The organism is Streptomyces sp. NPDC092045, assembly GCF_044756005.1.
GTDB lineage: Bacteria > Actinomycetota > Actinomycetes > Streptomycetales > Streptomycetaceae > Streptomyces.
This window is the reverse complement of the sequence record NZ_JBIVSC010000001.1, coordinates 43,082-64,587: the sequence shown is the minus strand read 5'-3', so window position 1 is coordinate 64,587 and position 21,506 is coordinate 43,082. Positions and strand designations below refer to the sequence as shown.

Here is a 21,506-nt window from a genome sequence, read left to right as displayed (position 1 = left end):
TATGAGGTACCGGTGTCAGTGTCCGAGCGGGCGGTCACCCGTCGGAGATCCGGGCAGCCCCGAAGGGGCACCCGGAAGGGGCGCGGGGAACCGCGCGATCAAGCACAGCGCTCCCGCACCCGGGTACGGACCCTGAGGCCCGAGTTCTCAGTACTGCTCGGTCTCGACGAAGCCCGCATCCGCGTCGTCGTCCGCGCCGAACGCATCCGCCGCGGCGGTCGGGTCGAATCCGGGCGGGCTGTCCTTGAGGGCCAGGCCCATGCCGGCCAGCTTCGCCTTGACCTCGTCGATCGACTTCGCACCGAAGTTGCGGATGTCGAGCAGGTCCGCCTCGGAGCGCGCCACGAGCTCGCCCACGGAGTGGATGCCCTCGCGCTTGAGGCAGTTGTAGGAGCGGACGGTGAGCTCCAGCTCCTCGATCGGCAGCGCCAGGTCGGCGGCCAGGGCGGCGTCCGTGGGGGACGGGCCCATGTCGATGCCCTCGGCGTCGATGTTGAGCTCGCGCGCCAGACCGAACAGCTCGACCAGGGTCTTGCCGGCGGACGCCATGGCGTCGCGCGGGCGCATGGCCTGCTTGGTCTCGACGTCGACGATCAGCTTGTCGAAGTCGGTGCGCTGCTCGACACGGGTCGCCTCGACCTTGTACGTGACCTTGAGGACCGGCGAGTAGATGGAGTCGACCGGGATGCGGCCGATCTCCTGGCCGACCTGCTTGTTCTGCACGGCGGAGACGTAGCCGCGACCGCGCTCGACGGTCAGCTCCATCTCCAGCTTGCCCTTGGCGTTCAGGGTCGCCAGGACGAGGTCGGGGTTGTGCACCTCGACACCGGCCGGGGGCGCGATGTCGGCGGCGGTGACCAGACCCGGGCCCTGCTTGCGCAGGTACATCACGACCGGCTCGTCGTGCTCCGAGGAGACGACCAGCTGCTTGATGTTCAGGATGAGGTCGGTGACGTCCTCCTTGACGCCCGGCACGGTGGTGAACTCGTGCAGGACCCCGTCGATGCGGATGCTCGTGACGGCGGCACCCGGGATCGAGGAGAGGAGGGTACGGCGGAGGGAGTTGCCGAGGGTGTAGCCGAAGCCCGGCTCCAGCGGCTCGATCACGAACCGGGAGCGGAACTCGTCGACGACCTCTTCGGTCAGCGACGGACGCTGAGCGATAAGCATGTTGTGTCCTTCAGTCGTGGACGCCCACTATTTGACGTCCGACTCGTACTGCAAGGGTACGGGCGGCACGGCCCCGAAGAGCCGTACCGCCCGAGGTCCTGAACAAGCAGGCCGTGCGTCAGACGCGGCGGCGCTTGGGGGGACGGCAGCCGTTGTGCGGCGTGGGGGTGACGTCCTGGATCGAGCCGACCTCGAGGCCGGTGGCCTGGAGGGAGCGGATCGCGGTCTCACGGCCGGAGCCGGGACCCTTGACGAAGACGTCGACCTTGCGCATGCCGTGCTCCTGCGCGCGGCGGGCGGCCGACTCGGCGGCCATCTGCGCGGCGAAGGGGGTGGACTTGCGCGAGCCCTTGAAGCCGACGTGGCCGGCGGAGGCCCAGGAGATCACGTTGCCCGAGGGGTCCGTGATCGAGACGATCGTGTTGTTGAACGTGCTCTTGATGTGCGCGTGGCCGTGAGCGACGTTCTTCTTTTCCTTGCGGCGCACCTTCTTGGCAGCGCCCTGACGACCCTTGGGGGGCATCTATAACTCCTACGGGAGGTGGTCGGTCCTACAGCGAAGACCGCTTGGTCAAGCGTCCGCTGAGGACTACTTCTTGCCCGGCTTCTTCTTGCCGGCGATGGCGCGACGCGGGCCCTTGCGGGTACGGGCGTTCGTGCTGGTGCGCTGACCGCGGACGGGCAGGCCACGACGGTGGCGGAGGCCCTGGTAGCAGCCGATCTCGACCTTGCGGCGGATGTCGGCGGCGATCTCACGGCGGAGGTCACCCTCGGTACGGAGGTTGGCGTCCACGTACTCGCGGATCTTGACGAGGTCTTCCTCGGCGAGGTCGCGGACACGGGTGGACGGGTTCACGCCGGTCGCGGCGAGAATCTCCTCGGACCGGGTGCGCCCGATGCCGAAGACGTAGGTGAGTGCGACCACCACACGCTTTTCGCGCGGGATGTCAACACCGGAAACGCGTGCCATTCAATGGCTCCTGTGTTCTCGGGGGTCTGCTGCAGAGCCGTTCCCGGCTGCCGTATGAGGTACAGGTCGGGTCCCCGGCCCCCGCCGGAGGTGCCGTCAACCGTGGGACACGGTCGGACGGGCTCTGCGTATGTACGTGTTGCTATGCGTCGCGCGAAGAACTGCGAGATGCAGGTCGGTCGGCGTGCGTCAGCCCTGGCGCTGCTTGTGGCGCAGGTTGTCGCAGATGACCATGACCCGGCCGTGACGGCGGATCACCTTGCACTTGTCGCAGATCTTCTTGACGCTCGGCTTGACCTTCATGGGATGTGAGGTTCTCCGGGTCAGTGCCACCACCCGCGCGCGGAGGCGGGGTGCGGGCAAGATCTACTTGTAGCGGTAGACGATCCGGCCACGCGTCAGGTCGTACGGAGAGAGCTCCACGACGACCCGGTCGTCCGGGAGGATTCGGATGTAGTGCATCCGCATCTTGCCGGAGATGTGCGCGAGGACCTTGTGACCGTTCTGGAGCTCCACCTTGAACATGGCGTTCGGGAGGGACTCGATCACGGTGCCCTCGATCTCGATGGCACCTTGCTTCTTGGCCACGCTTCGCCTTTCGAATCGGCTACCTTGATCGACTTTCGCCGCCGCGTGCGGACACACGGATACACGAGAGCCGACGCATCAGTCTACGTCAGGCGCAAGCAAAAGACGAATCGGGAAGTCTGCCCACCCGAAATGATCCTTACGCAAGCCGCCGCACCGTAGAAAATGCGTACCTTGCGGAACCACGCCGACGGATCCGGCGCGGTCGTGGGGGCGTTCCCCTACGCCAGCGGGTCCGGCGCCGCCGTGACGCCCAGCTCCGCCAGCTTCGCCCTGCCGCCGTCGACCGCCGTCAGGACCAGCGGGCCCTCCTCCGTCACGGCCACGCTGTGCTCCCAGTGGGAGGACCAGGTGCCGTCCGTGGTGATGACCGTCCAGTCGTCCTTCAGGACATCCGTGCGGGGGGTGCCCAGGGAGACCATCGGCTCGATCGCCAGGCAGAGGCCGGGGACCAGCTTCGGGCCCTTGCCGCGCTTGCGGGAGACGTAGTTCAGGAGGTGCGGGTCCATGTGCATCTCGGTGCCGATGCCGTGGCCGCCGTAGTCCTCGATGATCCCGTACCGGCCGAGGCTGTGGTCGCCGACCGCCGGCCGCGGCTGCCGCTTGATGTAGGTCTCGATCGCCCTGGAGACGTCGACCAGGCGGTTGCCGGTCTTCATGGCCGCGATGCCGGCCCACATCGACTCCTCGGTCACCCGGGAGAGCTCGACGAGCTCGGGCGCGTGGCCGGTGCCCACGAAGGCCGTGTAGGCCGCGTCCCCGTGCCAGCCGTCCACGATCGCGCCGCAGTCGATCGAGATGATGTCGCCGTCCTTGAGGACGGTCTTGTCGTCGGGGATGCCGTGGACGACGACCTCGTTCACCGAGGTGCAGATCGTCGCGGGGAAGCCGCCGTACCCGAGGAAGTTCGACTTCGCCCCGTGGTCGGCGATGACCTTGCGCGCGACCTCGTCCAGGTCCCGGGTCGTGGCGCCCGGCACGGCCGCCTCGCGGGTCGCCGCGTGGATGGCGGCGACGACCAGCCCCGCCTCGCGCATCTTCGCGATCTGCTCGGGGGTCTTGATCTGCACCATCGTGGCCGGGGCCTTTCCACTGGGTAAAAGGGGGACGGAACAACGATACGGCCGCGGCGCCCCCGAGGGGCACCGCGGCCGTGTCGAACGAACCGGGGTTACTTCTTGAGCGCGTCCATCGCCTTGGCGGTGACCTCGTCCACCTTGCCGAGCGCGGAGATCGTCACGACCAGGTTCTGCGCCCGGTAGTAGTCGATGATCGGCTCGGTCTGCGTGTGGTAGACCTCCAGGCGCCGGCGGACGGTCTCCTCGGAGTCGTCGTCGCGCTGGTAGAGCTCGCCGCCGCAGACGTCGCAGACGCCCTCGGTCTTCGGCGCGTTGTACGTCAGGTGGAAGACGTGCGCGCTGTCCTTGCGGCAGATGCGGCGGCCCGCGATCCGCTTCACGACCTCGTCCTCGGGGACCTCCAGGTCCAGGACCGCGTCGAGCTCCATGCCCTCGGCCTTCAGGACGGCGTCCAGCGCCTCGGCCTGAGCGACGTTCCGGGGGAACCCGTCGAGCAGGAAGCCGTTGACGGCGTCCGGCTGCTCCATGCGGTCCTTGGCCATCCCGATGGTCACCTCGTCGGGCACCAGGTCACCGGCGTCCATGAACGCCTTGGCCTTGAGGCCCAGCTCCGTGCCCTGAGAGATGTTGGCGCGGAACAGATCACCCGTGGAGATGTGCGGGATGTCCAGGTTCTTGGCAAGGAACGCGGCCTGCGTGCCCTTGCCCGCACCGGGCGGTCCGACGAGGACGATTCGCATCAGCGGAGGAACCCTTCGTAATTGCGCTGCTGGAGCTGGCTCTCGATCTGCTTCACGGTCTCCAGCCCCACACCCACGATGATCAGGATGCTCGTCCCGCCGAAGGGGAAGTTGGCATTGGCGCCGCCGAAGCCTGCCAACGCCGTCGTCGGCACGAGAGCGATCAGACCCAAGTACAGCGAGCCCGGCCAAGTGATCCTGTTGAGCACGTAGCTCAGGTACTCGGCAGTAGGTCGACCGGCCCGGATACCCGGGATGAAGCCACCATACTTCTTCATGTTGTCGGCGACTTCCTCGGGGTTGAACGAGATCGCCACGTAGAAGAAGGCGAAGAACACGATCAGGAGGAAGTAGGTGGCGATGTAGTACGGGTGGTCACCCTTGACGAAGTGGGCTTCGATCCAGGTCTTCCAGCCGGAGGTGGAACTCGAGAACTGCGCCACGAGCGCCGGGATGTAGAGCAGCGACGACGCGAAGATGACGGGAATCACACCCGCCTGGTTCACCTTCAGCGGGATGTACGTGGACGTACCGCCGTAGGAGCGCCGGCCGATCATGCGCTTCGCGTACTGGACCGGGATGCGCCGCTGGGCCTGCTCGACGAAGACCACCAGGCCCACCATCACGAAGCCGATGAGGATGACGACGCCGAACTCGATCCAGCCGTCGGCCAGGGTGCCGCTCTCCTTGATGGCCCAGAGGGCGCCCGGGAAGCCGGCGGCGATCGAGATGAACATCAGGATCGACATGCCGTTGCCGATGCCGCGGTCGGTGATCAGCTCACCGAGCCACATGACGGCGGCCGTGCCGGCGGTCATCGTGATGACCATGGTGGCGATGGTGAAGATCGACTGGTCGGGCACGACCTGGTCGGCGACGACGCAGCCGCTGAAGAGCGCGCCGCTCTTGGCGGTCGCGACGAGACCGGTGCCCTGGAGGACGGCGAGGGCGATCGTCAGGTACCGGGTGTACTGCGTGATCTTGGCGGTACCGGACTGACCCTCCTTCTTGAGGGCCTCAAGACGCGGGATCACGACGGTCAGCAGCTGCAGGATGATGCTCGCCGTGATGTACGGCATGATGCCGAGCGCGAAGATGGTGATCTGCAGCAGAGCCCCGCCACTGAACATGTTGACCAGGCCGAAGAGGCTGTTGTTGCCCTCGCTGGCCTGCTTGACACACTGCTGGACGGCCTCGTAGCTGACGCCGGGGACGGGGATGTGCGCCCCGAGCCGGTACAGCACGATGATGGCGAGCGTGAAGAGCAGCTTCTTGCGCAGGTCGGGCGTCTTGAACGCCCGGGCGAACGCGGTGAGCACGGTGCCTCCTGCGACCCCCGCGTTACGCGCGTGAGGGTGACGGTTTGTGTGGGAGCGAGTACAGAACACGGCAGCCGCACGCGAGAAGCGCAGACTGCCGGGGAAGCTAACAGCGGCTACCATACCCGGCCCCACAGTCAGCAGGAAACGTCTCGAGACACGTCGGCCCGGTACCGGTCACGGGCGGCGCCCCGGGTGTCCGGCATCGGCTTCGGTGGGGTGTCCGTCCCTGCCGGGGGCCGCGCGGACGCGGCCCCCGCTCCCTCGGAAGAACGTTCGAGCAGTTCCCGGCCCCACCGGACGGGTCCGCACCGCCCGTACGGGAACGCGCCGGAACGAACCGGAGCAGGCCGGAACGGGCCGGCGACCGCTCCACGGGCGTTTCCCGCGGAAACGCCGGGCACGTCGGCGCGCCGCCCCGGGGCGCCCCCTTCCGGGCGGTCGCCCCGCCTCCGCGCGCACAAAGAGGCCCGGCCGGCTCCCCGAAGGGAGCCGGCCGGGCTCAGTGCTGTCGAACCGGAGCTCAGACGAGCTCGGTGACCGTGCCGCCGGCGGCGGCGATCTTCTCCTTGGCGGAGCCGGAGACGGCGTCGACCGTCACCTGCAGCGCCACGGAGACCTCGCCCTGGCCCAGGACCTTGACGAGCTGGTTCTTGCGAACCGCACCCTTGGCGACCAGATCGGCCACCGTGACCTCGCCACCCTGCGGGTAGAGCGCGGTCAGCTTGTCCAGGTTCACGACCTGGTACTCGGTGCGGAAGGGGTTCTTGAAGCCCTTCAGCTTCGGGAGACGCATGTGGAGGGGCATCTGCCCACCCTCGAAGCGCTCCGGAACCTGGTAGCGGGCCTTCGTGCCCTTCGTACCACGACCGGCCGTCTTACCCTTCGACGCCTCACCACGACCGACACGGGTCTTCGCGGTCTTGGCGCCGGGGGCGGGACGGAGGTTGTGGGCCTTCAGCGGGTTGTTCTCCGCCATGTCAGTCAACCTCCTCGACCGTCACGAGGTGGCGGACGGTGTGCACCATGCCGCGGAACTCGGGGCGGTCCTCCTTGACAACCACGTCGTTGACCTTCTTGAGGCCGAGCGAGCGCAGGGTGTCGCGGTGGTTCTGCTTGCTGCCGATGTACGACTTCGTCTGCGTGACCTTGAGGCGAGCCATTACGCACCCGCCCCGGCACGCGCACGGAGCAGGGCCGCGGGAGCGACGTCCTCGAGGGGCAGACCGCGGCGGGCCGCGATCTCCTCGGGACGCTGCAGGCCCTTGAGGGCCTCCACGGTCGCGTGCACGATGTTGATCGCGTTGTCGGAGCCGAGCGACTTCGACAGGATGTCGTGAACGCCGGCGCACTCGAGCACGGCGCGCACCGGGCCACCGGCGATCACACCGGTACCGGGGGAAGCCGGCTTGAGCAGGACGACGCCCGCGGCCTTCTCGCCCTGGATCGGGTGAGGGATGGTGCCCTGGATGCGGGGAACCTTGAAGAAGTTCTTCTTGGCTTCCTCGACGCCCTTGGCGATGGCCGCGGGAACTTCCTTGGCCTTGCCGTAACCGACACCTACGGTGCCGTCACCGTCGCCCACCACGACCAGCGCGGTGAAGCTGAAGCGACGACCACCCTTGACAACCTTGGCGACGCGGTTGATCGCGACGACGCGCTCAACGTACGCGGTCTTCTCGGCGGCAGCGCCACCGTCGCGGCCCTTCCGGTCCCGCCGCTCGCCGCCACCGGCACCGCTTCCGCGGCGCTGGGGTCCAGCCATTGGATTTACCTCTCTCTGTTACGTCCGTTAGTCCCGGAACCGGGGCTTAGAACTTCAGCCCGGCTTCGCGGGCGGCGTCAGCCAGAGCGGCAATGCGCCCGGCGTACCTGTTGCCACCACGGTCGAACACGACGGCCTCGACGCCGGCGGCCTTGGCGCGCTCGGCGACCAGGGAACCGACCTGCTTGGCCTTCGCGGACTTGTCGCCCTCGCCGCCGCGGATCGACGCGTCCAGGGTCGACGCCGACGCAAGGGTGTGACCCTTGAGGTCGTCGATGACCTGAGCGGTGATGCCGCGGTTGGAACGCGTCACGACGAGGCGCGGACGCTCCGCCGTACCCGACACGTTCTTGCGGATGCGGATGTGGCGGCGCTTCTTGGCGGCGCCCTTGTAAGCGTCGCCCTTGGCGATCTTCACACCGTATGCCATGGCTTTACTTACCAGCCTTTCCGACCTTGCGGCGGATGACCTCGCCCGCGTACTTGACGCCCTTGGCCTTGTACGGGTCGGGCTTGCGCAGCTTGCGGATGTTGGCGGCGACCTCGCCGACCTTCTGCTTGTCGATGCCCTCGACCGAGAACTTGGTCGGCGACTCGACCTTGAACGAGATGCCCTCGGGCGCCTCGACCAGGATCGGGTGGCTGTAACCGAGCTGGAACTCCAGGTTGGAGCCCTTCGCGGCGACGCGGTAACCGACACCGCTGATCTCGAGCGCCTTGACGTAACCCTGGGTCACACCGGTGATCATGTTGGCCACCAGCGTGCGGGACAGGCCGTGGAGGGCCTTGTTCTGACGCTCGTCGTTCGGACGGTTGACGTTGAGCACGCCATCCTCGCCCTTAACGATCTCGATCGGCGCGGCGACGGTGTGGCTCAGGGTGCCCTTGGAACCCTTGACCGTGACCGTGCGGCCATCGATGGTGACGTCCACGCCGGCGGGAACCTGGATAGGCAGCTTGCCAATACGCGACATTAGCTATTCCTCCGTTCCCGACTACCAGACGTAGGCGAGGACTTCCCCACCTACGCCCTTCTTGCCTGCCTGCTGGCCGGTCAGGAGACCGTGGGACGTGGAGATGATCGCCACGCCCAGGCCGCCGAGGACCTTCGGCAGGTTGGTGGACTTCGCGTAAACCCGGAGACCGGGCTTCGAGATCCGCTTGATGCCCGCGATGGAGCGCTCACGGTTCGGACCGAACTTGAGCTCGAGGACGAGGTTCTTGCCGACCTCGGCGTCCTCGACCTTCCAGCCCGTGATGAAGCCCTCCTGCTGGAGGATTTCCGCGATGTGAGACTTGATCTTGCTGTGCGGCATCGTCACGGTGTCGTGGTATGCCGAGTTCGCGTTACGCAGACGAGTCAGCATGTCCGCGATCGGATCAGTCATGGTCATGAATTGGCCTTCGGCCTCTCTCGCCGGGGTTTCCAGTGCGCCATCCCTCTCCCCACACAGGGGCGGGACGGGTGCGGCGCGGGGACCTACGGCGTAGTAAGTCGTACGGGCGGCGGACGCCCAACCCCACCAGCCTACGGCATGACGGGGTGGGCCTCCGCCGACCCAATGCTTACCGAGAGACTCCGGGAATCCCTAACGTCCTGTGGACAGAAGGGGATTACCAGGAGCTCTTGGTCACGCCCGGCAGCTCGCCACGGTGAGCCATCTCACGGAGGCACACGCGGCACAGGCCGAACTTGCGGTACACGGAGTGGGGACGACCACAGCGCTGGCAGCGCGTGTAACCGCGCACGCCGAACTTGGGCTTGCGGGCAGCCTTCGCGATGAGAGCCTTCTTCGCCATCTCGCTTACGCCTCCTTGAACGGGAAGCCGAGGTGACGCAGAAGGGCACGGCCCTCGTCGTCGTTGGTCGCCGTGGTCACCACGGTGATGTCCATACCCCGGACACGGTCGATCTTGTCCTGGTCGATCTCGTGGAACATGACCTGCTCCGTGAGACCGAAGGTGTAGTTGCCACGGCCGTCGAACTGCTTGGGGGACAGGCCGCGGAAGTCGCGGATGCGCGGGAGCGCGAGCGACAGGGTGCGGTCCAGGAACTCCCACATGCGGTCGCCACGGAGCGTGACGTGGGCGCCGATCGGCTGGCCCTCGCGGAGCTTGAACTGCGCGATGGACTTGCGGGCCTTCGTGACGGCCGGCTTCTGACCGGTGATCGTCGTGAGGTCGCGGATCGCGCCGTCGATCAGCTTCGAGTCACGGGCGGCGTCGCCGACACCCATGTTGACCACGATCTTCACAAGACCGGGGATCTGCATGACGTTCTCGTACGAGAACTCGTCGCGCAGCTTGCCCGCGATCTCCTCGCGGTACTTCGTCTTGAGACGCGGAGTGGTGGTAGCCATCAGATGTCCTCACCCGTCCGCTTGGCAACGCGGATCTTGTTGCCCTCGTCGTCGAAGCGGTAACCGACACGCGTGACGACCTTCTTGCCGTCCTTCTCCACGACGAGCTGAACGTTGCTCACGTGGATCGGGGCCTCGGTCGTCACGATGCCGCCGGCCTGCGAGGGGCCGGCCTTGGTGTGCTTCTTGACCCGGTTGACACCCTCGACGAGGACGCGGTTCTCGCGGGGGAAGGCCGTGACGACCTTGCCCTGCTTGCCCTTGTCCTTACCGGTGATGACCTGGACCAGGTCGCCCTTCTTGATCTTCATGCTTACAGCACCTCCGGCGCGAGCGAGATGATCTTCATGAACTTCTTCTCGCGCAGCTCACGGCCGACCGGGCCGAAGATACGGGTGCCACGAGGGTCGCCGTCGTTCTTGAGAATGACGGCGGCGTTCTCGTCGAAGCGGATGTACGAGCCGTCCTGGCGGCGGCGCTCCTTGACGGTGCGAACGATGACCGCCTTGACGACGTCACCCTTCTTCACGTTGCCACCGGGGATCGCGTCCTTGACGGTGGCGACGATGACGTCACCGATGCCCGCGTAGCGGCGACCCGAGCCACCGAGAACACGGATGCAAAGGATCTCCTTGGCACCAGTGTTGTCGGCGACACGCAGTCGCGACTCCTGCTGGATCACGTCTATCTCCTGATTGTCTGCCGGTTCCCGGTGGAGAAGCGCTGATGACCGGCGCTTCTCCACCGAGCCTGGCGGAACTGAACCTAAGGGAAACCCCCTAGGTGATTACTTGGCCTTCTCGAGGATCTCGACGACGCGCCAGTGCTTCGTGGCGGACAGCTTCCGGGTCTCCATCAGGAGGACGCGGTCGCCGATGCCGGCAGCGTTCTGCTCGTCGTGAGCCTTGAGCTTGTTCGTACGGCGGATGACCTTGCCGTACAGCGCGTGCTTGACGCGGTCCTCGACAGCGACGACGACGGTCTTGTCCATCTTGTCGCTGACGACGAGGCCCTCGCGGACCTTACGAGCGTTGCGCTCGGTCTTCTCAGTCACGTTGCTCTCGCTCATCAGGCGTTCTCCACCGTCTCGATGCCCAGCTCACGCTCACGCATCAGGGTGTAGATCCGGGCGATGTCCTTACGGACGGACTTGAGCCGGCCGTGGTTCTCGAGCTGACCCGTCGCCGCCTGGAAGCGGAGGTTGAACAGCTCTTCCTTGGCCTCGCGGAGCTTGTTGAGAAGCTCCTCGTTGCCCAGCTCGCGCAGCTCGGACGCCTTGGTACCGGCCGACATCACAGCTCACCTGCTTCGCGCTTCACGATCTTGCACTTCATCGGCAGCTTGTGGGCCGCACGGGTCAGGGCCTCGCGCGCGATCTTCTCGTTCGGGTAGGACAGTTCGAACATCACCCGACCCGGCTTGACGTTCGCGATCCACCACTCCGGAGAACCCTTACCGGAACCCATGCGGGTCTCGGCGGGCTTCTTCGTCAGCGGGCGGTCCGGGTAGATGTTGATCCAGACCTTGCCGCCACGCTTGATGTGGCGGGTCATCGCGATACGGGCCGCCTCGATCTGGCGGTTGGTCACGTACGCCGGCGTGAGGGCCTGGATGCCGTACTCGCCGAACGCGACCTGCGTACCACCCTTGCTCATGCCCGAGCGCTTGGGGTGGTGCTGCTTGCGGTGCTTGACCCTACGGGGGATCAGCATGACGGTCAGGCCTCCGTTCCGGTGCTCTCAGCCGGAGCGGCAGCGGCGGCGGGAGCGTCGGCCTTGGGGGCCTCGGCAGCCGGCGCGGACTGCTGCTGCGGCTTGCGGCCGCGGCCGCCACGCTCGCCACCGCGGCCACCACGGCCGGCGGGACGGTCGCCAGCGCCGGCACCACGGGCCGGGCGGTTGCCCGCACGGGCCGCGGCGTTCTCGGCGCGGACCTCGGCGATGTTCTTGACGTCGCCCTTGTAGATCCAGACCTTCACGCCGATGCGGCCGAAGGTCGTCTTGGCCTCGAAGAAGCCGTAGTCGACGTTCGCGCGGAGCGTGTGCAGGGGCACGCGGCCCTCGCGGTAGAACTCCGAGCGGGACATCTCGGCGCCGCCGAGACGACCGCCGCACTGGATCTTGATGCCCTTGGCGCCGGCCTTCATGGTGCCCTGCATGCTCTTGCGCATGGCACGGCGGAAGGAGACGCGGGAGGAGAGCTGCTCGGCGACGGCCTGGGCGACCAGCTGGGCGTCCATCTCGGGGTTCTTGACCTCGAGGATGTTCAGCTGGACCTGCTTGCCCGTCAGCTTCTCGAGGTCGCCGCGGATGCGGTCGGCCTCGGCGCCGCGGCGGCCGATGACGATGCCGGGACGCGCGGTGTGGATGTCCACACGCACACGGTCACGGGTGCGCTCGATCTCCACCTTCGAGATGCCGGCGCGCTCCATGCCGGACGTCATCATCCGACGGATGGCGACGTCTTCCTTGACGTAGTCCTTGTACAGCTTGTCGGCGTACCAGCGGGACTTGAAGTCCGTGGTGATGCCGAGCCGGAACCCATGCGGGTTAACCTTCTGGCCCATTACCGGGTTCCTTCCTTGCTGCTGACGACCACGGTGATGTGGCTGGTCCGCTTACGGATCCGGTAGGCACGGCCCTGGGCACGCGGACGGAACCGCTTCAGGGTCGGGCCCTCATCCACGTACGCCTCGCTGATGACCAGCGAAGAGGCGTCAGTGTGGTCGTAGTTGTGCGCGGCGTTGGCGATGGCGCTGTCCAGCACCTTGCCAACCGGCACGCTCGCGGCCTGCGGGGCGAAACGCAGGACCGCCTGAGCCTCCGTGGCGTCCATGCCACGGATAAGGTCCACCACGCGGCGGGCCTTCATGGGCGTGACGCGGATGTACCGCGCCTGGGCCCTGGCTTCCATGGTTGTCCTTCCAGTGTCTGTCATGGTCATTCCACCCCGCTACTAGCGGCGCTTCGACTTCCGGTCGTCCTTCACGTGACCCCGGAAGGTGCGCGTCGGCGAGAACTCGCCGAGCTTGTGGCCGACCATCGACTCGGTGACAAACACCGGAATGTGGGTCTTGCCGTTGTGCACCGCGATCGTGTGGCCGAGCATGGCCGGGATGATCATCGAGCGACGGGACCAGGTCTTGATGACGTTCTTGGTACCGGCTTCGTTCTGGGCGTCCACCTTCTTGACGAGGTGGCCGTCGACGAAGGGTCCCTTCTTGAGACTGCGCGGCATCTAAACCCGCTCCTAGCGCTTCTTGTTCGTCTTGCGGCGGCGGACGATGTACTTGTTCGAAGCCTTCTTCGGCGAACGAGTACGACCCTCCTTCTGACCCCACGGGGAGACCGGGTGGCGACCACCGGAGGTCTTGCCCTCACCACCACCGTGCGGGTGGTCGACCGGGTTCATCGCCACACCGCGGACGGTCGGGCGAACACCCAGCCAGCGCTTACGGCCGGCCTTGCCCCAGTTGATGTTCGACTGCTCGGCGTTGCCGACCTCGCCGATGGTGGCGCGGCAGCGGGCGTCGACCAGACGGATCTCGCCGGAGGGCATGCGGAGGTGGGCCATCGTGCCCTCCTTCGCCAGCAGCTGCACGGAGGCACCGGCCGAGCGCGCGAACTTGGCGCCGCCACCGGGACGGAGCTCGATCGCGTGGATCGTGGTACCGACCGGGATGTTGCGGAGCGCCAGGTTGTTGCCGGGCTTGATGTCCGCGCCGGGGCCGTTCTCGACGCGGTCACCCTGCGTCAGACCCTTGGGGGCGATGATGTAGCGCTTCTCGCCGTCCACGTAGTGGAGCAGCGCGATGCGCGCGGTGCGGTTGGGGTCGTACTCGATGTGAGCGACCTTGGCCGGCACGCCGTCCTTGTCGTGACGACGGAAGTCGATCACGCGGTAGGCGCGCTTGTGGCCACCGCCCTGGTGACGGACGGTCACACGACCGGTGTTGTTACGGCCGCCCTTGCTGTGCAGGGGGCGGACCAGCGACTTCTCCGGCGTGGACCGCGTGATCTCGACGAAGTCGGCTACGGAGGAGCCACGACGGCCCGGCGTAGTCGGCTTGTACTTGCGGATACCCATTTCTCAGTCCTCGTCCGATATCGGACGACTCGACCGCCGTCAGGCGGTCGGGCCGCCGAAGATGTCGATTCGGTTGCCCTCAGCAAGGGTCACGATGGCGCGCTTGGTGTTGGCGCGCTTGCCGAAACCGGTGCGGGTGCGCTTGCGCTTGCCCTGGCGGTTGATCGTGTTGACCCCGGTGACCTTGACCGAGAAGACCGCCTCGACGGCCTGCTTGATCTGGGTCTTGTTGGAGCCGGGCGCGACGATGAACGTGTACTTGTTCTCGTCGAGCAGGGCGTAGCTCTTCTCCGAGACGACCGGCTTGACGAGGATGTCACGCGGGTCCGAGAAGGTCTTGCTGGTGACGACGGCCTCGCTCATCAGGCGTCGCTCCCTTCGGTCTCAGCGGTCTGGGGGCCAGACACGAAGGACTCGAGGGCGGCCTTGGTGAAGACCACGTCGTCGGAGACGATCACGTCGTACGTGTTGAGCTGGCCCGGCTCCAGGATGTGCACCTGGGGCAGGTTACGAGCGGACAGCCACGCGGCCTCGTCGGAGCGCTCGGCGACCAGGAGCAGGTTCTTGCGCTCCGAGATCTTGCCGAACAGCGTCTTGGCGGCCTTGGTGGAGACCTCGCCCTCGACCACGCCGGTGACGACGTGGATGCGGGAGTGCGTGGCCCGGTCCGAGAGGGCACCGCGGAGGGCGGCGGCCTTCATCTTCTTCGGGGTCCGCTGCGAGTAGTCACGCGGCTGCGGGCCGTGGACGACGCCACCGCCGGCGAACTGCGGGGCGCGGGTCGAACCCTGACGGGCGCGGCCGGTGCCCTTCTGGCGGTAGGGCTTCTTGCCACCGCCGCGGACTTCGCCACGGGTCTTGGTCTTGTGCGTGCCCTGACGGGCCGCGGCCAGCTGCGCGACGACGACCTGGTGGATCAGCGGGACGCTGACCTTGGCGCCGAAGATCTCCGCGGGGAGTTCGACGGTCCCGGCCTTGTCGCCTGCCGGCGAAAGGATGTCAATGGTGCTCATCGGTTCCTCAAACCCCCTTGGCCGCGGTGCGGACCAGGACGAGGCCACCGTTGGGGCCGGGGACGGCGCCCTTGATGAGCAGCAGACCCTTCTCGGCGTCAACGGCGTGGACGGTCAGGTTCTGGGTGGTCACACGCTCGTTGCCCATGCGACCAGCCATCTTCATGCCCTTGAAGACACGGCCCGGGGTGGCGCAGCCACCGATGGAACCGGGCTTGCGGTGCACGCGGTGGGCACCGTGCGACGCCTTGCCACCACGGAAGTTGTGGCGCTTCATGACACCGGCGAAGCCCTTGCCCTTGCTCTTGCCGGTGACGTCGACCTTCACGCCGGCCTCGAAGACCTCGGCGGTGATCTCCTGGCCGAGCGTGTACTCGGAGGCGTCAGCGGTGCGGAGCTCCACCAGGTGGCGGCGCGGGGTGACGTCGGCCTTGGCGAAGTGACCCTTGAGGGGCTTGTTCACCTTGCGCGGGTCGATCTCGCCGAAGGCGATCTGGACCGACTCGTAGCCGTCGCTGTCGTTCGTGCGGACCTGGGTCACGACATTCGGGCCGGCCTTGACGACGGTCACCGGGACGACCCGGTTGTTCTCGTCCCAGACCTGCGTCATGCCGAGCTTCTCGCCCAGGATGCCCTTGATGTTCTTAGCCATCTCGCGCGTCACCTCAGAGCTTGATCTCGATGTCGACGCCCGCCGGCAGGTCGAGACGCATGAGCGAGTCGACCGTCTTCGGCGTGGGGTCGAGGATGTCGATGAGGCGCTTGTGCGTGCGCATCTCGAAGTGCTCGCGCGAGTCCTTGTACTTGTGCGGCGACTTGATGACGCAGTACACGTTCTTCTCAGTGGGCAGCGGCACCGGGCCCGCGACCGACGCACCAGTGCGGGTCACCGTCTCGACGATCTTCTTCGCCGAGGAGTCGATGACCTCGTGGTCGTAGGCCTTGAGCCGGATGCGGATCTTCTGTCCCGCCATGGCTACTAGTAGTCCTTTGTCTCGTAACGCTCTGGACCCGGGGGCTCTCATGACTCCGCCTCCGACCCACGCGGTCGGGCGTGTCGCGCTCCCTCTACGCAGAAGTCCCTGAGGACTTCCCAACCAAGGGGGCGCGGTCCCGAGAACCGCGAGCCGGGGGCAGAACACCCACCGAGCGCCTGGCCGGTACCCCGCTGACGCTTCCCAGAAGATTCCCGTACGTCCGCCCCTGACGAGGGGCGACGAGTACTGTGGGACTCGCTTCCGGTCCTCCCGACGGGAGGCGCGCAGCATCGGCACTCAACCGAGCAACCCCGACAGTCTGCCACACCGGGCCAGCCCGCCGCCAATCGGGGTCGAAGACTGTACCCCACGTCACGTAGGTCCATGCGCGGGGCGCACGCGCCGAAGCCGTGCGCCCCTCCGTCGGACCCGGGGGTCAGATGACGCCCTGGGCCAGCATCGACTCCGCGACCCGCTCGAAGCCCGCGATGTTGGCCCCCGTGACGTAGTCGCCCGGAGCGCCGTACCGCTCGGCCGTCTCGTGGCAGGCGGTGTGGATCGAGGTCATGATCCCGGCGAGCTCCGCCTCCACCTTCTCCGCGCTCCAGGACGTGCGGGAGTGGTTCTGGGCCATCTCCAGGGCGCTGACGGCGACGCCGCCCGCGTTGGCCGCCTTGCCCGGGCCGAAGGCGACGCCGGCCCGCTGGAACAGGTGCACCGCCTCCGCCGTGGTGGGCATGTTGGCGCCCTCGGCGACGGCCTTGACGCCGTTGCGGACCAGGGTCGCCGCGTCGTCCCCGTCGAGCTCGTTCTGCGTCGCGGACGGCAGGGCGACGTCGGCGGGGACCTCCCAGACCCGGCCGCCGGGCACGAAGCGCGCGGAGGCGCCCCGGCGCTCGGCGTAGTCCGCGACCCGGCCGCGCTCGACCTCCTTGATCCGCTTGAGCAGGGCGAGGTCGATGCCCTTGTCGTCGTACACGTAACCGCTGGAGTCGGAGCAGGTGAGCGGGTGGGCGCCGAGGGCGAGCAGCTTCTCGATCGTATACAGCGCCACGTTGCCGGAGCCGGAGACGACGGCCGTCCGGCCCTCCAGGTCCTCGCCGCGCTCGCGGAGCATCGCCGCCGCGAAGAGCACGCTGCCGTAGCCGGTGGCCTCCGGGCGGATCGCGGAGCCGCCCCAGCCCGCGCCCTTGCCGGTGAGGACGCCGGCCTCCCAGCGGTTGGTGATCCGCCGGTACTGGCCGAAGAGGTAGCCGATCTCCCGGCCGCCGACGCCGATGTCACCGGCCGGCACGTCGGTGTGCTCGCCGAGGTGCCGGTACAGCTCGGTCATGAACGACTGGCAGAACCGCATGACCTCGGCGTCGCTGCGCCCGTGCGGGTCGAAGTCGCTGCCGCCCTTGCCGCCGCCGATGCCGAGACCGGTCAGCGCGTTCTTGAAGATCTGCTCGAAGCCGAGGAACTTGACGATGCCCAGGTTCACGGAGGGGTGGAAGCGCAGGCCGCCCTTGTACGGGCCGAGGGCGCTGTTGAACTCGACGCGGAAGCCCCGGTTGACGTGCGTCCGGCCCCGGTCGTCCTGCCACGGCACGCGGAAGATGATCTGCCGCTCGGGCTCCACGAGCCGCTCCAGGAGCCCGGGTTCGGCGAACTCGGGACGGGCCGCGAGCACCGGCGCGAGGCTGTCGAGCACCTCGTGGACGGCCTGGTGGAACTCGGGCTGCGCCGGGTTGCGGCGCTCGATCTCGGCGCGGAGGGCGTCGAGGGTGGAGCGGGCGGTCTGCGGGTCGGGTCGGTTCGGCACGTGGAACCCCCTTCTGGCACGGCTGTACGCCGGCGGAGAACCGGGTGGGAGCGCTCGGCGCCGTTGCCGCGCGCGGGGAGGGATGGACGGCCGCTCCGGGACTCCGTCGTCCCCGCCGCCGTGCCCACTGTTACATCCATGTGAATGCAAGCACCAGTAAGCGGACGCCGGGGTCCGCCATCCGAGACGGCCACGGACCCTCCGCACGCCCCTCCCCTCCCTCCGCCCACACGGCCCTCTCGCACACGCACAACCCCTTCGCACGGATTTCCGTCTTCCAGGGGACCGCCGAGCGAAGGGCCCCGCAGTGCAGCACACCCGACCCCGCCGACGGGCGGTGCTCGCCACCGCCCTCGCCGTCACCGCGGCCGCCGCCGGGTGCTCCGTACCGGAACCGCGCCGGAGCGCGCCGACCGCCGACCCGGCGCCGGGGAAGCCGATCGCCTCGGCGCGGGCCGGCCGCGCGCTCCTGATGCAGTTCGCCGCGCACCCGGACGACGACCTGTACTTCATGAACCCGGACTCGCAGCGGCTGCTCGACGCGGGCGTCCCGCTCGTCTCCGTGTACGTGACGGCCGGCGAGCACAACGGCGTGAACCGGATCGCGGGGATGCCCGAGGCCCCTCCGGACCGGGCGGCCTACTCCGCCGCCCGCCACCAGGGGCTGCGCCAGTCGTACGCGGTGGCGCTCGGACTGCCGCCGTTCACGCCGTGGCGGCGGCGGGTCCTGGCCCTCCCCGGCGGCCGGCGGGCCGTGGCCGACGTCCTCGCGCACGGCGGGCGCCGGGTCGAGCTGGTCTTCCTCAACCTGCCGATGCACACCCCCCGCCGCCCCATGGCCCTGCCCGCGCTCTGGGAGGACCGCGCCCTGGAGCTGCGGACCCACCTGTCCGCCGGCTCCCCCGTCACCCGCGCGGACACCTACGACTACGACGGCCTCGTCGGCGTCCTCGCCGGACTGCTCGCCCGCTACCGGCCCACGGTCGTGCACACCCTGGACCCCGACCCGGACGTCCAGCACAGCGACGAGGCCACCCGGCGGCGGGACTCCGAGCAGCCGGGCCACTCGGACCACGGCGACCACACGGCGGTCGCCTGCTTCACCTGGGCGGCGCTGTGCCGCCGGGTCTCGGACGCGGTGCGGGACGGCGAGCCGATACCGGCGTTCACCACGACGGCCTTCCGCGGCTACTACAACCGCCACTGGCCCAAGAACCTCCCGCCGAAGGTCCTGGAGGAGAAGGCCGCCCGCCTCGTCCCGTACGGCGGCGACCCCTCCTGGAAGTGCGGGAACCCCTCGGGCTGCGGCGACTACGGCGTCGGCGGCGACCGTCCGCTGACCAACCGCAAGGGCTGGGTCCGCTCCACCCACCACCGCTGGCCCGGCGCCCGCCCGGCCCTCGCCGAGGAGCCGGACGGCCGGCTCGCGGCGTACGGGGTGCTGGGCCTGCGCGCGGTCCGCCGGCGCGAGTCGGCCCCCGGCAGCGGCGTCTGGGGCGAGCCGGAGGACCTCGGCGGCGGCCCCCTCGCCCCGGCGCTCGGCCCGGCGGTCCTCCCCGACGGCCGGGTGCTGCTCCTCGGGGTGCGGTTCGCCGCGCTCGACGGACACGGCGGCGCCAACCGGCGGGAGGTCGTCCTCCTCGAACAGCGGTCCCCCGGCGGCCCGTTCCTCGCCTGGCGGAGCCTGGGGAACCCGGAGCGCGGGGACGACCGGGGGCGCCGGCTCGGCTCCCCCGCGGCCGTCACGGCCCCCGACGGCCGGGTCCACCTCTTCGTGCGGAACGCGGACAGGCGCCTCTCGACCCGGGTGCGGGCGGCGGACGGCTCCTGGGGCCCGTGGCGGACGCTCCCCGGCGACGCCGAGGTCCAGGACGGTCCGGCCGTCTCGGTGGACGCGGCGGGCCGGATCCACGTGTACGCGGCGGGCCGGGAGTCCGTGCGGCACTGGGTGGACGGGCGGGAGCGGGCGGAGCGGCTGCCGCTCTCCGGCTCCGCGGTGGCGAGCGCGGACGGCGAGCTGTTCCACCGGCCGCCGGCGGACGCCCGGCTGCTCGGCCCGGACGGCGACACCGGTCTCGACGGGTACGGGGAGGTGGTCGCCGCGCGTTCGGCGGCGCTCGGCACCGTCCTGCTCGGCACGGACCCGCGCGGCCGGGCGGCGGTGCGGATCGGGGGCCGCACCCTCGTCCGCACGGCGGGGGGCGCGGCGGCGGCCCCGGCCGCGCTGCACCTGGGGGCGCGGGGGGCGACCGTGGTGGGGCTCGGCGCGGACGGCCGGCCCTGGAGCTGGAAGCCGTAAGGGCCCGGGAACGCGAAAGGAGCCCCGCACCTTCCGGTGCGGGGCTCCTCCCTACTGCTCAGCGGCTCGTGCGAGCCACCAGGTCAGCGCAGGATCAGGCAGTGATCTTGACGACCTGGCCGGCGCCGACGGTCCGGCCACCCTCACGGATGGCGAACTTGAGGCCCTCCTCCATGGCGATGGGCTGGATCAGCTCAACGCTCATGGCGGTGTTGTCGCCCGGCATGACCATCTCGGTGCCCTCGGGGAGGGTCACGACGCCGGTCACGTCCGTGGTACGGAAGTAGAACTGCGGGCGGTAGTTGTTGAAGAACGGGGTGTGACGGCCACCCTCGTCCTTCGACAGGATGTAGGCCTGGGCCTCGAAGTTCGTGTGCGGCGTGACCGAACCCGGCTTGATGATGACCTGGCCGCGCTCGACGTCCTCACGCTTGATGCCACGGAGGAGCAGACCGACGTTCTCACCGGCCTGGCCCTCGTCGAGCAGCTTGCGGAACATCTCGATACCGGTGACCGTGGTGGTGGTCTTCTCGGTCTTGATGCCGATGATGTCGACGGTCTCGTTGACCTTGAGGATGCCGCGCTCGATGCGACCGGTGACGACGGTGCCACGACCGGTGATCGTGAAGACGTCCTCGATCGGCATCAGGAACGGCTTGTCGACGTCACGCTCGGGCTGCGGGATGGACTCGTCCACGGCGTGCATGAGGCCGAGGAGCTTCTCGCCCCACTCCTTGTCGCCCTCGAGCGCCTTGAGCGCCGAGACGCGGACGACCGGAAGGTCGTCGCCCGGGAACTCGTACTCGGAGAGGAGCTCACGCACCTCGAGCTCGACGAGCTCCAGGATCTCCTCGTCGTCCACCATGTCGGCCTTGTTCAGGGCGACGACGATGTACGGAACGCCGACCTGGCGGGCCAGGAGCACGTGCTCCTTGGTCTGCGGCATCGGGCCGTCGGTGGCGGCGACCACGAGGATGGCGCCGTCCATCTGCGCGGCACCCGTGATCATGTTCTTGATGTAGTCCGCGTGACCGGGGCAGTCGACGTGGGCGTAGTGACGCGACTCGGTCTGGTACTCGACGTGCGCGATCGAGATGGTGATACCGCGCTGGCGCTCCTCGGGAGCCTTGTCGATCTGGTCGAAGGCCGAGGCCTCGTTCAGGTCCGGGTACGCGTCGTGCAGCACCTTGGTAATGGCGGCCGTGAGGGTCGTCTTACCGTGGTCGATGTGACCGATGGTGCCGATGTTGACGTGCGGCTTAGTCCGCTCGAACTTCGCCTTCGCCACGGGGGTCCTCCTGGAGAGTGGTTCTGTACGCCTTGCTCATCGGCGCCA

General features: G+C 68.4%; 32 protein-coding genes. 1 reads left to right on the top strand and 31 read right to left on the bottom strand.

Features of this window, described 5'->3' with window-relative positions; all coding sequences use genetic code 11:
* Positions 1 to 147: 147 nt before the first annotated feature.
* The 30 genes from ACIQKA_RS00385 to gdhA all read right to left on the bottom strand — a co-directional run bounded on the left by ACIQKA_RS00385 (position 148) and on the right by gdhA (position 17,871).
* Positions 148 to 1,170 carry a DNA-directed RNA polymerase subunit alpha gene (locus ACIQKA_RS00385; RefSeq protein ID WP_004946635.1) on the bottom strand — a complete coding sequence of 341 codons (1,023 nt, stop codon included), beginning with the start codon at positions 1,168 to 1,170 and terminating at the stop codon, positions 148 to 150.
* A gap of 118 nt (positions 1,171 to 1,288) precedes the next feature.
* Positions 1,289 to 1,693: a 30S ribosomal protein S11 gene (rpsK, locus tag ACIQKA_RS00380; protein WP_003956432.1), complete on the bottom strand. Its 405-nt coding sequence runs from the start codon at positions 1,691 to 1,693 to the stop codon at positions 1,289 to 1,291.
* 66 nt (positions 1,694 to 1,759) lie between these two features.
* A complete protein-coding gene (gene rpsM / locus ACIQKA_RS00375) occupies positions 1,760 to 2,140 on the bottom strand; it encodes a 30S ribosomal protein S13 (protein WP_030209021.1) in 381 nt (126 codons plus the stop codon).
* Between the two features lie 189 nt (positions 2,141 to 2,329).
* Complete coding sequence (gene rpmJ, locus ACIQKA_RS00370) at positions 2,330 to 2,443, bottom strand: 50S ribosomal protein L36 (protein ID WP_003956441.1); 114 nt, start codon at positions 2,441 to 2,443, stop codon at positions 2,330 to 2,332.
* A gap of 63 nt (positions 2,444 to 2,506) precedes the next feature.
* The gene (gene infA, locus ACIQKA_RS00365) at positions 2,507 to 2,728 is read right to left on the bottom strand and encodes a translation initiation factor IF-1 (RefSeq protein ID WP_003956442.1); all 222 of its coding nucleotides are present in this window, start codon (positions 2,726 to 2,728) and stop codon (positions 2,507 to 2,509) included.
* A 221-nt stretch (positions 2,729 to 2,949) separates the two neighbouring features.
* Positions 2,950 to 3,801 carry a type I methionyl aminopeptidase gene (map, locus tag ACIQKA_RS00360; RefSeq protein ID WP_402539539.1) on the bottom strand — a complete coding sequence of 284 codons (852 nt, stop codon included), beginning with the start codon at positions 3,799 to 3,801 and terminating at the stop codon, positions 2,950 to 2,952.
* 98 nt (positions 3,802 to 3,899) lie between these two features.
* Complete coding sequence (locus ACIQKA_RS00355) at positions 3,900 to 4,547, bottom strand: adenylate kinase (RefSeq protein WP_383152612.1); 648 nt, start codon at positions 4,545 to 4,547, stop codon at positions 3,900 to 3,902.
* Positions 4,547 to 5,866 carry a preprotein translocase subunit SecY gene (gene secY, locus ACIQKA_RS00350; RefSeq protein WP_366371030.1) on the bottom strand — a complete coding sequence of 440 codons (1,320 nt, stop codon included), beginning with the start codon at positions 5,864 to 5,866 and terminating at the stop codon, positions 4,547 to 4,549. The genes ACIQKA_RS00355 and secY overlap by 1 nt, the downstream gene beginning before the upstream one ends.
* 523 nt (positions 5,867 to 6,389) lie before the next feature.
* A complete protein-coding gene (gene rplO / locus ACIQKA_RS00345; RefSeq protein WP_030687807.1) occupies positions 6,390 to 6,845 on the bottom strand; it encodes a 50S ribosomal protein L15 in 456 nt (151 codons plus the stop codon).
* 1 nt (position 6,846) lies between these two features.
* Entirely contained in the window at positions 6,847 to 7,029 is a 183-nt protein-coding gene (gene rpmD, locus ACIQKA_RS00340; RefSeq protein WP_015035589.1) for a 50S ribosomal protein L30, read from the bottom strand.
* Positions 7,029 to 7,631: a 30S ribosomal protein S5 gene (gene rpsE / locus ACIQKA_RS00335; protein WP_015035588.1), complete on the bottom strand. Its 603-nt coding sequence runs from the start codon at positions 7,629 to 7,631 to the stop codon at positions 7,029 to 7,031. Before rpsE ends, rpmD begins: the two co-directional genes overlap by 1 nt.
* A 46-nt stretch (positions 7,632 to 7,677) precedes the next feature.
* Positions 7,678 to 8,061 carry a 50S ribosomal protein L18 gene (gene rplR / locus ACIQKA_RS00330; RefSeq protein ID WP_030209008.1) on the bottom strand — a complete coding sequence of 128 codons (384 nt, stop codon included), beginning with the start codon at positions 8,059 to 8,061 and terminating at the stop codon, positions 7,678 to 7,680.
* A 4-nt stretch (positions 8,062 to 8,065) separates the two neighbouring features.
* Positions 8,066 to 8,605 (bottom strand): 50S ribosomal protein L6, encoded by a 540-nt coding sequence (gene rplF, locus ACIQKA_RS00325; protein WP_024755414.1) that lies wholly within the window; start codon positions 8,603 to 8,605, stop codon positions 8,066 to 8,068.
* Positions 8,606 to 8,626: 21 nt separating this feature from the next.
* Positions 8,627 to 9,025, bottom strand: a complete 399-nt coding sequence (rpsH, locus tag ACIQKA_RS00320; protein WP_030209003.1) for a 30S ribosomal protein S8 — start codon at positions 9,023 to 9,025, stop codon at positions 8,627 to 8,629.
* A 220-nt stretch (positions 9,026 to 9,245) separates the two neighbouring features.
* Entirely contained in the window at positions 9,246 to 9,431 is a 186-nt protein-coding gene (locus tag ACIQKA_RS00315; RefSeq protein WP_003948630.1) for a type Z 30S ribosomal protein S14, read from the bottom strand.
* 5 nt (positions 9,432 to 9,436) lie between these two features.
* A complete protein-coding gene (rplE, locus tag ACIQKA_RS00310; RefSeq protein WP_366372315.1) occupies positions 9,437 to 9,994 on the bottom strand; it encodes a 50S ribosomal protein L5 in 558 nt (185 codons plus the stop codon).
* Positions 9,991 to 10,302: a 50S ribosomal protein L24 gene (gene rplX / locus ACIQKA_RS00305; RefSeq protein ID WP_030208998.1), complete on the bottom strand. Its 312-nt coding sequence runs from the start codon at positions 10,300 to 10,302 to the stop codon at positions 9,991 to 9,993. The genes rplE and rplX overlap by 4 nt, the downstream gene beginning before the upstream one ends.
* A 2-nt stretch (positions 10,303 to 10,304) precedes the next feature.
* Positions 10,305 to 10,673: a 50S ribosomal protein L14 gene (gene rplN, locus ACIQKA_RS00300; protein ID WP_003956455.1), complete on the bottom strand. Its 369-nt coding sequence runs from the start codon at positions 10,671 to 10,673 to the stop codon at positions 10,305 to 10,307.
* A gap of 105 nt (positions 10,674 to 10,778) precedes the next feature.
* The gene (rpsQ, locus tag ACIQKA_RS00295; protein ID WP_030208995.1) at positions 10,779 to 11,060 is read right to left on the bottom strand and encodes a 30S ribosomal protein S17; all 282 of its coding nucleotides are present in this window, start codon (positions 11,058 to 11,060) and stop codon (positions 10,779 to 10,781) included.
* On the bottom strand, positions 11,060 to 11,284 hold the full coding sequence (gene rpmC / locus ACIQKA_RS00290; RefSeq protein ID WP_017239580.1) for a 50S ribosomal protein L29: 225 nt from the start codon (positions 11,282 to 11,284) through the stop codon (positions 11,060 to 11,062). Before rpmC ends, rpsQ begins: the two co-directional genes overlap by 1 nt.
* Positions 11,284 to 11,703, bottom strand: coding sequence for a 50S ribosomal protein L16 (rplP, locus tag ACIQKA_RS00285; RefSeq protein WP_015035580.1), 420 nt, complete (start codon positions 11,701 to 11,703; stop codon positions 11,284 to 11,286). The genes rpmC and rplP overlap by 1 nt, the downstream gene beginning before the upstream one ends.
* A 5-nt stretch (positions 11,704 to 11,708) precedes the next feature.
* Positions 11,709 to 12,557 (bottom strand): 30S ribosomal protein S3, encoded by an 849-nt coding sequence (rpsC, locus tag ACIQKA_RS00280; RefSeq protein ID WP_017239578.1) that lies wholly within the window; start codon positions 12,555 to 12,557, stop codon positions 11,709 to 11,711.
* Positions 12,557 to 12,904: a 50S ribosomal protein L22 gene (gene rplV, locus ACIQKA_RS00275; protein WP_004571827.1), complete on the bottom strand. Its 348-nt coding sequence runs from the start codon at positions 12,902 to 12,904 to the stop codon at positions 12,557 to 12,559. The genes rpsC and rplV overlap by 1 nt, the downstream gene beginning before the upstream one ends.
* Positions 12,905 to 12,946: 42 nt before the next feature.
* The gene (gene rpsS / locus ACIQKA_RS00270; RefSeq protein WP_015035577.1) at positions 12,947 to 13,228 is read right to left on the bottom strand and encodes a 30S ribosomal protein S19; all 282 of its coding nucleotides are present in this window, start codon (positions 13,226 to 13,228) and stop codon (positions 12,947 to 12,949) included.
* A 12-nt stretch (positions 13,229 to 13,240) separates the two neighbouring features.
* Complete coding sequence (gene rplB / locus ACIQKA_RS00265; protein ID WP_030208986.1) at positions 13,241 to 14,077, bottom strand: 50S ribosomal protein L2; 837 nt, start codon at positions 14,075 to 14,077, stop codon at positions 13,241 to 13,243.
* A gap of 39 nt (positions 14,078 to 14,116) precedes the next feature.
* Positions 14,117 to 14,440 carry a 50S ribosomal protein L23 gene (rplW, locus tag ACIQKA_RS00260; protein WP_030208983.1) on the bottom strand — a complete coding sequence of 108 codons (324 nt, stop codon included), beginning with the start codon at positions 14,438 to 14,440 and terminating at the stop codon, positions 14,117 to 14,119.
* The gene (gene rplD, locus ACIQKA_RS00255) at positions 14,440 to 15,090 is read right to left on the bottom strand and encodes a 50S ribosomal protein L4 (RefSeq protein ID WP_062752778.1); all 651 of its coding nucleotides are present in this window, start codon (positions 15,088 to 15,090) and stop codon (positions 14,440 to 14,442) included. The genes rplW and rplD overlap by 1 nt, the downstream gene beginning before the upstream one ends.
* Positions 15,091 to 15,097: 7 nt before the next feature.
* Complete coding sequence (rplC, locus tag ACIQKA_RS00250) at positions 15,098 to 15,742, bottom strand: 50S ribosomal protein L3 (RefSeq protein ID WP_383152613.1); 645 nt, start codon at positions 15,740 to 15,742, stop codon at positions 15,098 to 15,100.
* 13 nt (positions 15,743 to 15,755) lie between these two features.
* Positions 15,756 to 16,064, bottom strand: a complete 309-nt coding sequence (rpsJ, locus tag ACIQKA_RS00245; RefSeq protein ID WP_003948644.1) for a 30S ribosomal protein S10 — start codon at positions 16,062 to 16,064, stop codon at positions 15,756 to 15,758.
* A gap of 439 nt (positions 16,065 to 16,503) precedes the next feature.
* Complete coding sequence (gdhA, locus tag ACIQKA_RS00240) at positions 16,504 to 17,871, bottom strand: NADP-specific glutamate dehydrogenase (protein WP_383152614.1); 1,368 nt, start codon at positions 17,869 to 17,871, stop codon at positions 16,504 to 16,506.
* Between the two features lie 307 nt (positions 17,872 to 18,178).
* Here gdhA and ACIQKA_RS00235 point away from each other — a divergent pair, with 307 nt between their 5' ends.
* Positions 18,179 to 20,170 carry a PIG-L family deacetylase gene (locus tag ACIQKA_RS00235; RefSeq protein WP_402539536.1) on the top strand — a complete coding sequence of 664 codons (1,992 nt, stop codon included), beginning with the start codon at positions 18,179 to 18,181 and terminating at the stop codon, positions 20,168 to 20,170.
* 94 nt (positions 20,171 to 20,264) lie between these two features.
* Here ACIQKA_RS00235 and tuf read toward each other — a convergent pair whose 3' ends face one another.
* Complete coding sequence (gene tuf / locus ACIQKA_RS00230; RefSeq protein WP_026058274.1) at positions 20,265 to 21,458, bottom strand: elongation factor Tu; 1,194 nt, start codon at positions 21,456 to 21,458, stop codon at positions 20,265 to 20,267.
* Between the last annotated feature and the right edge of the window lie 48 nt (positions 21,459 to 21,506).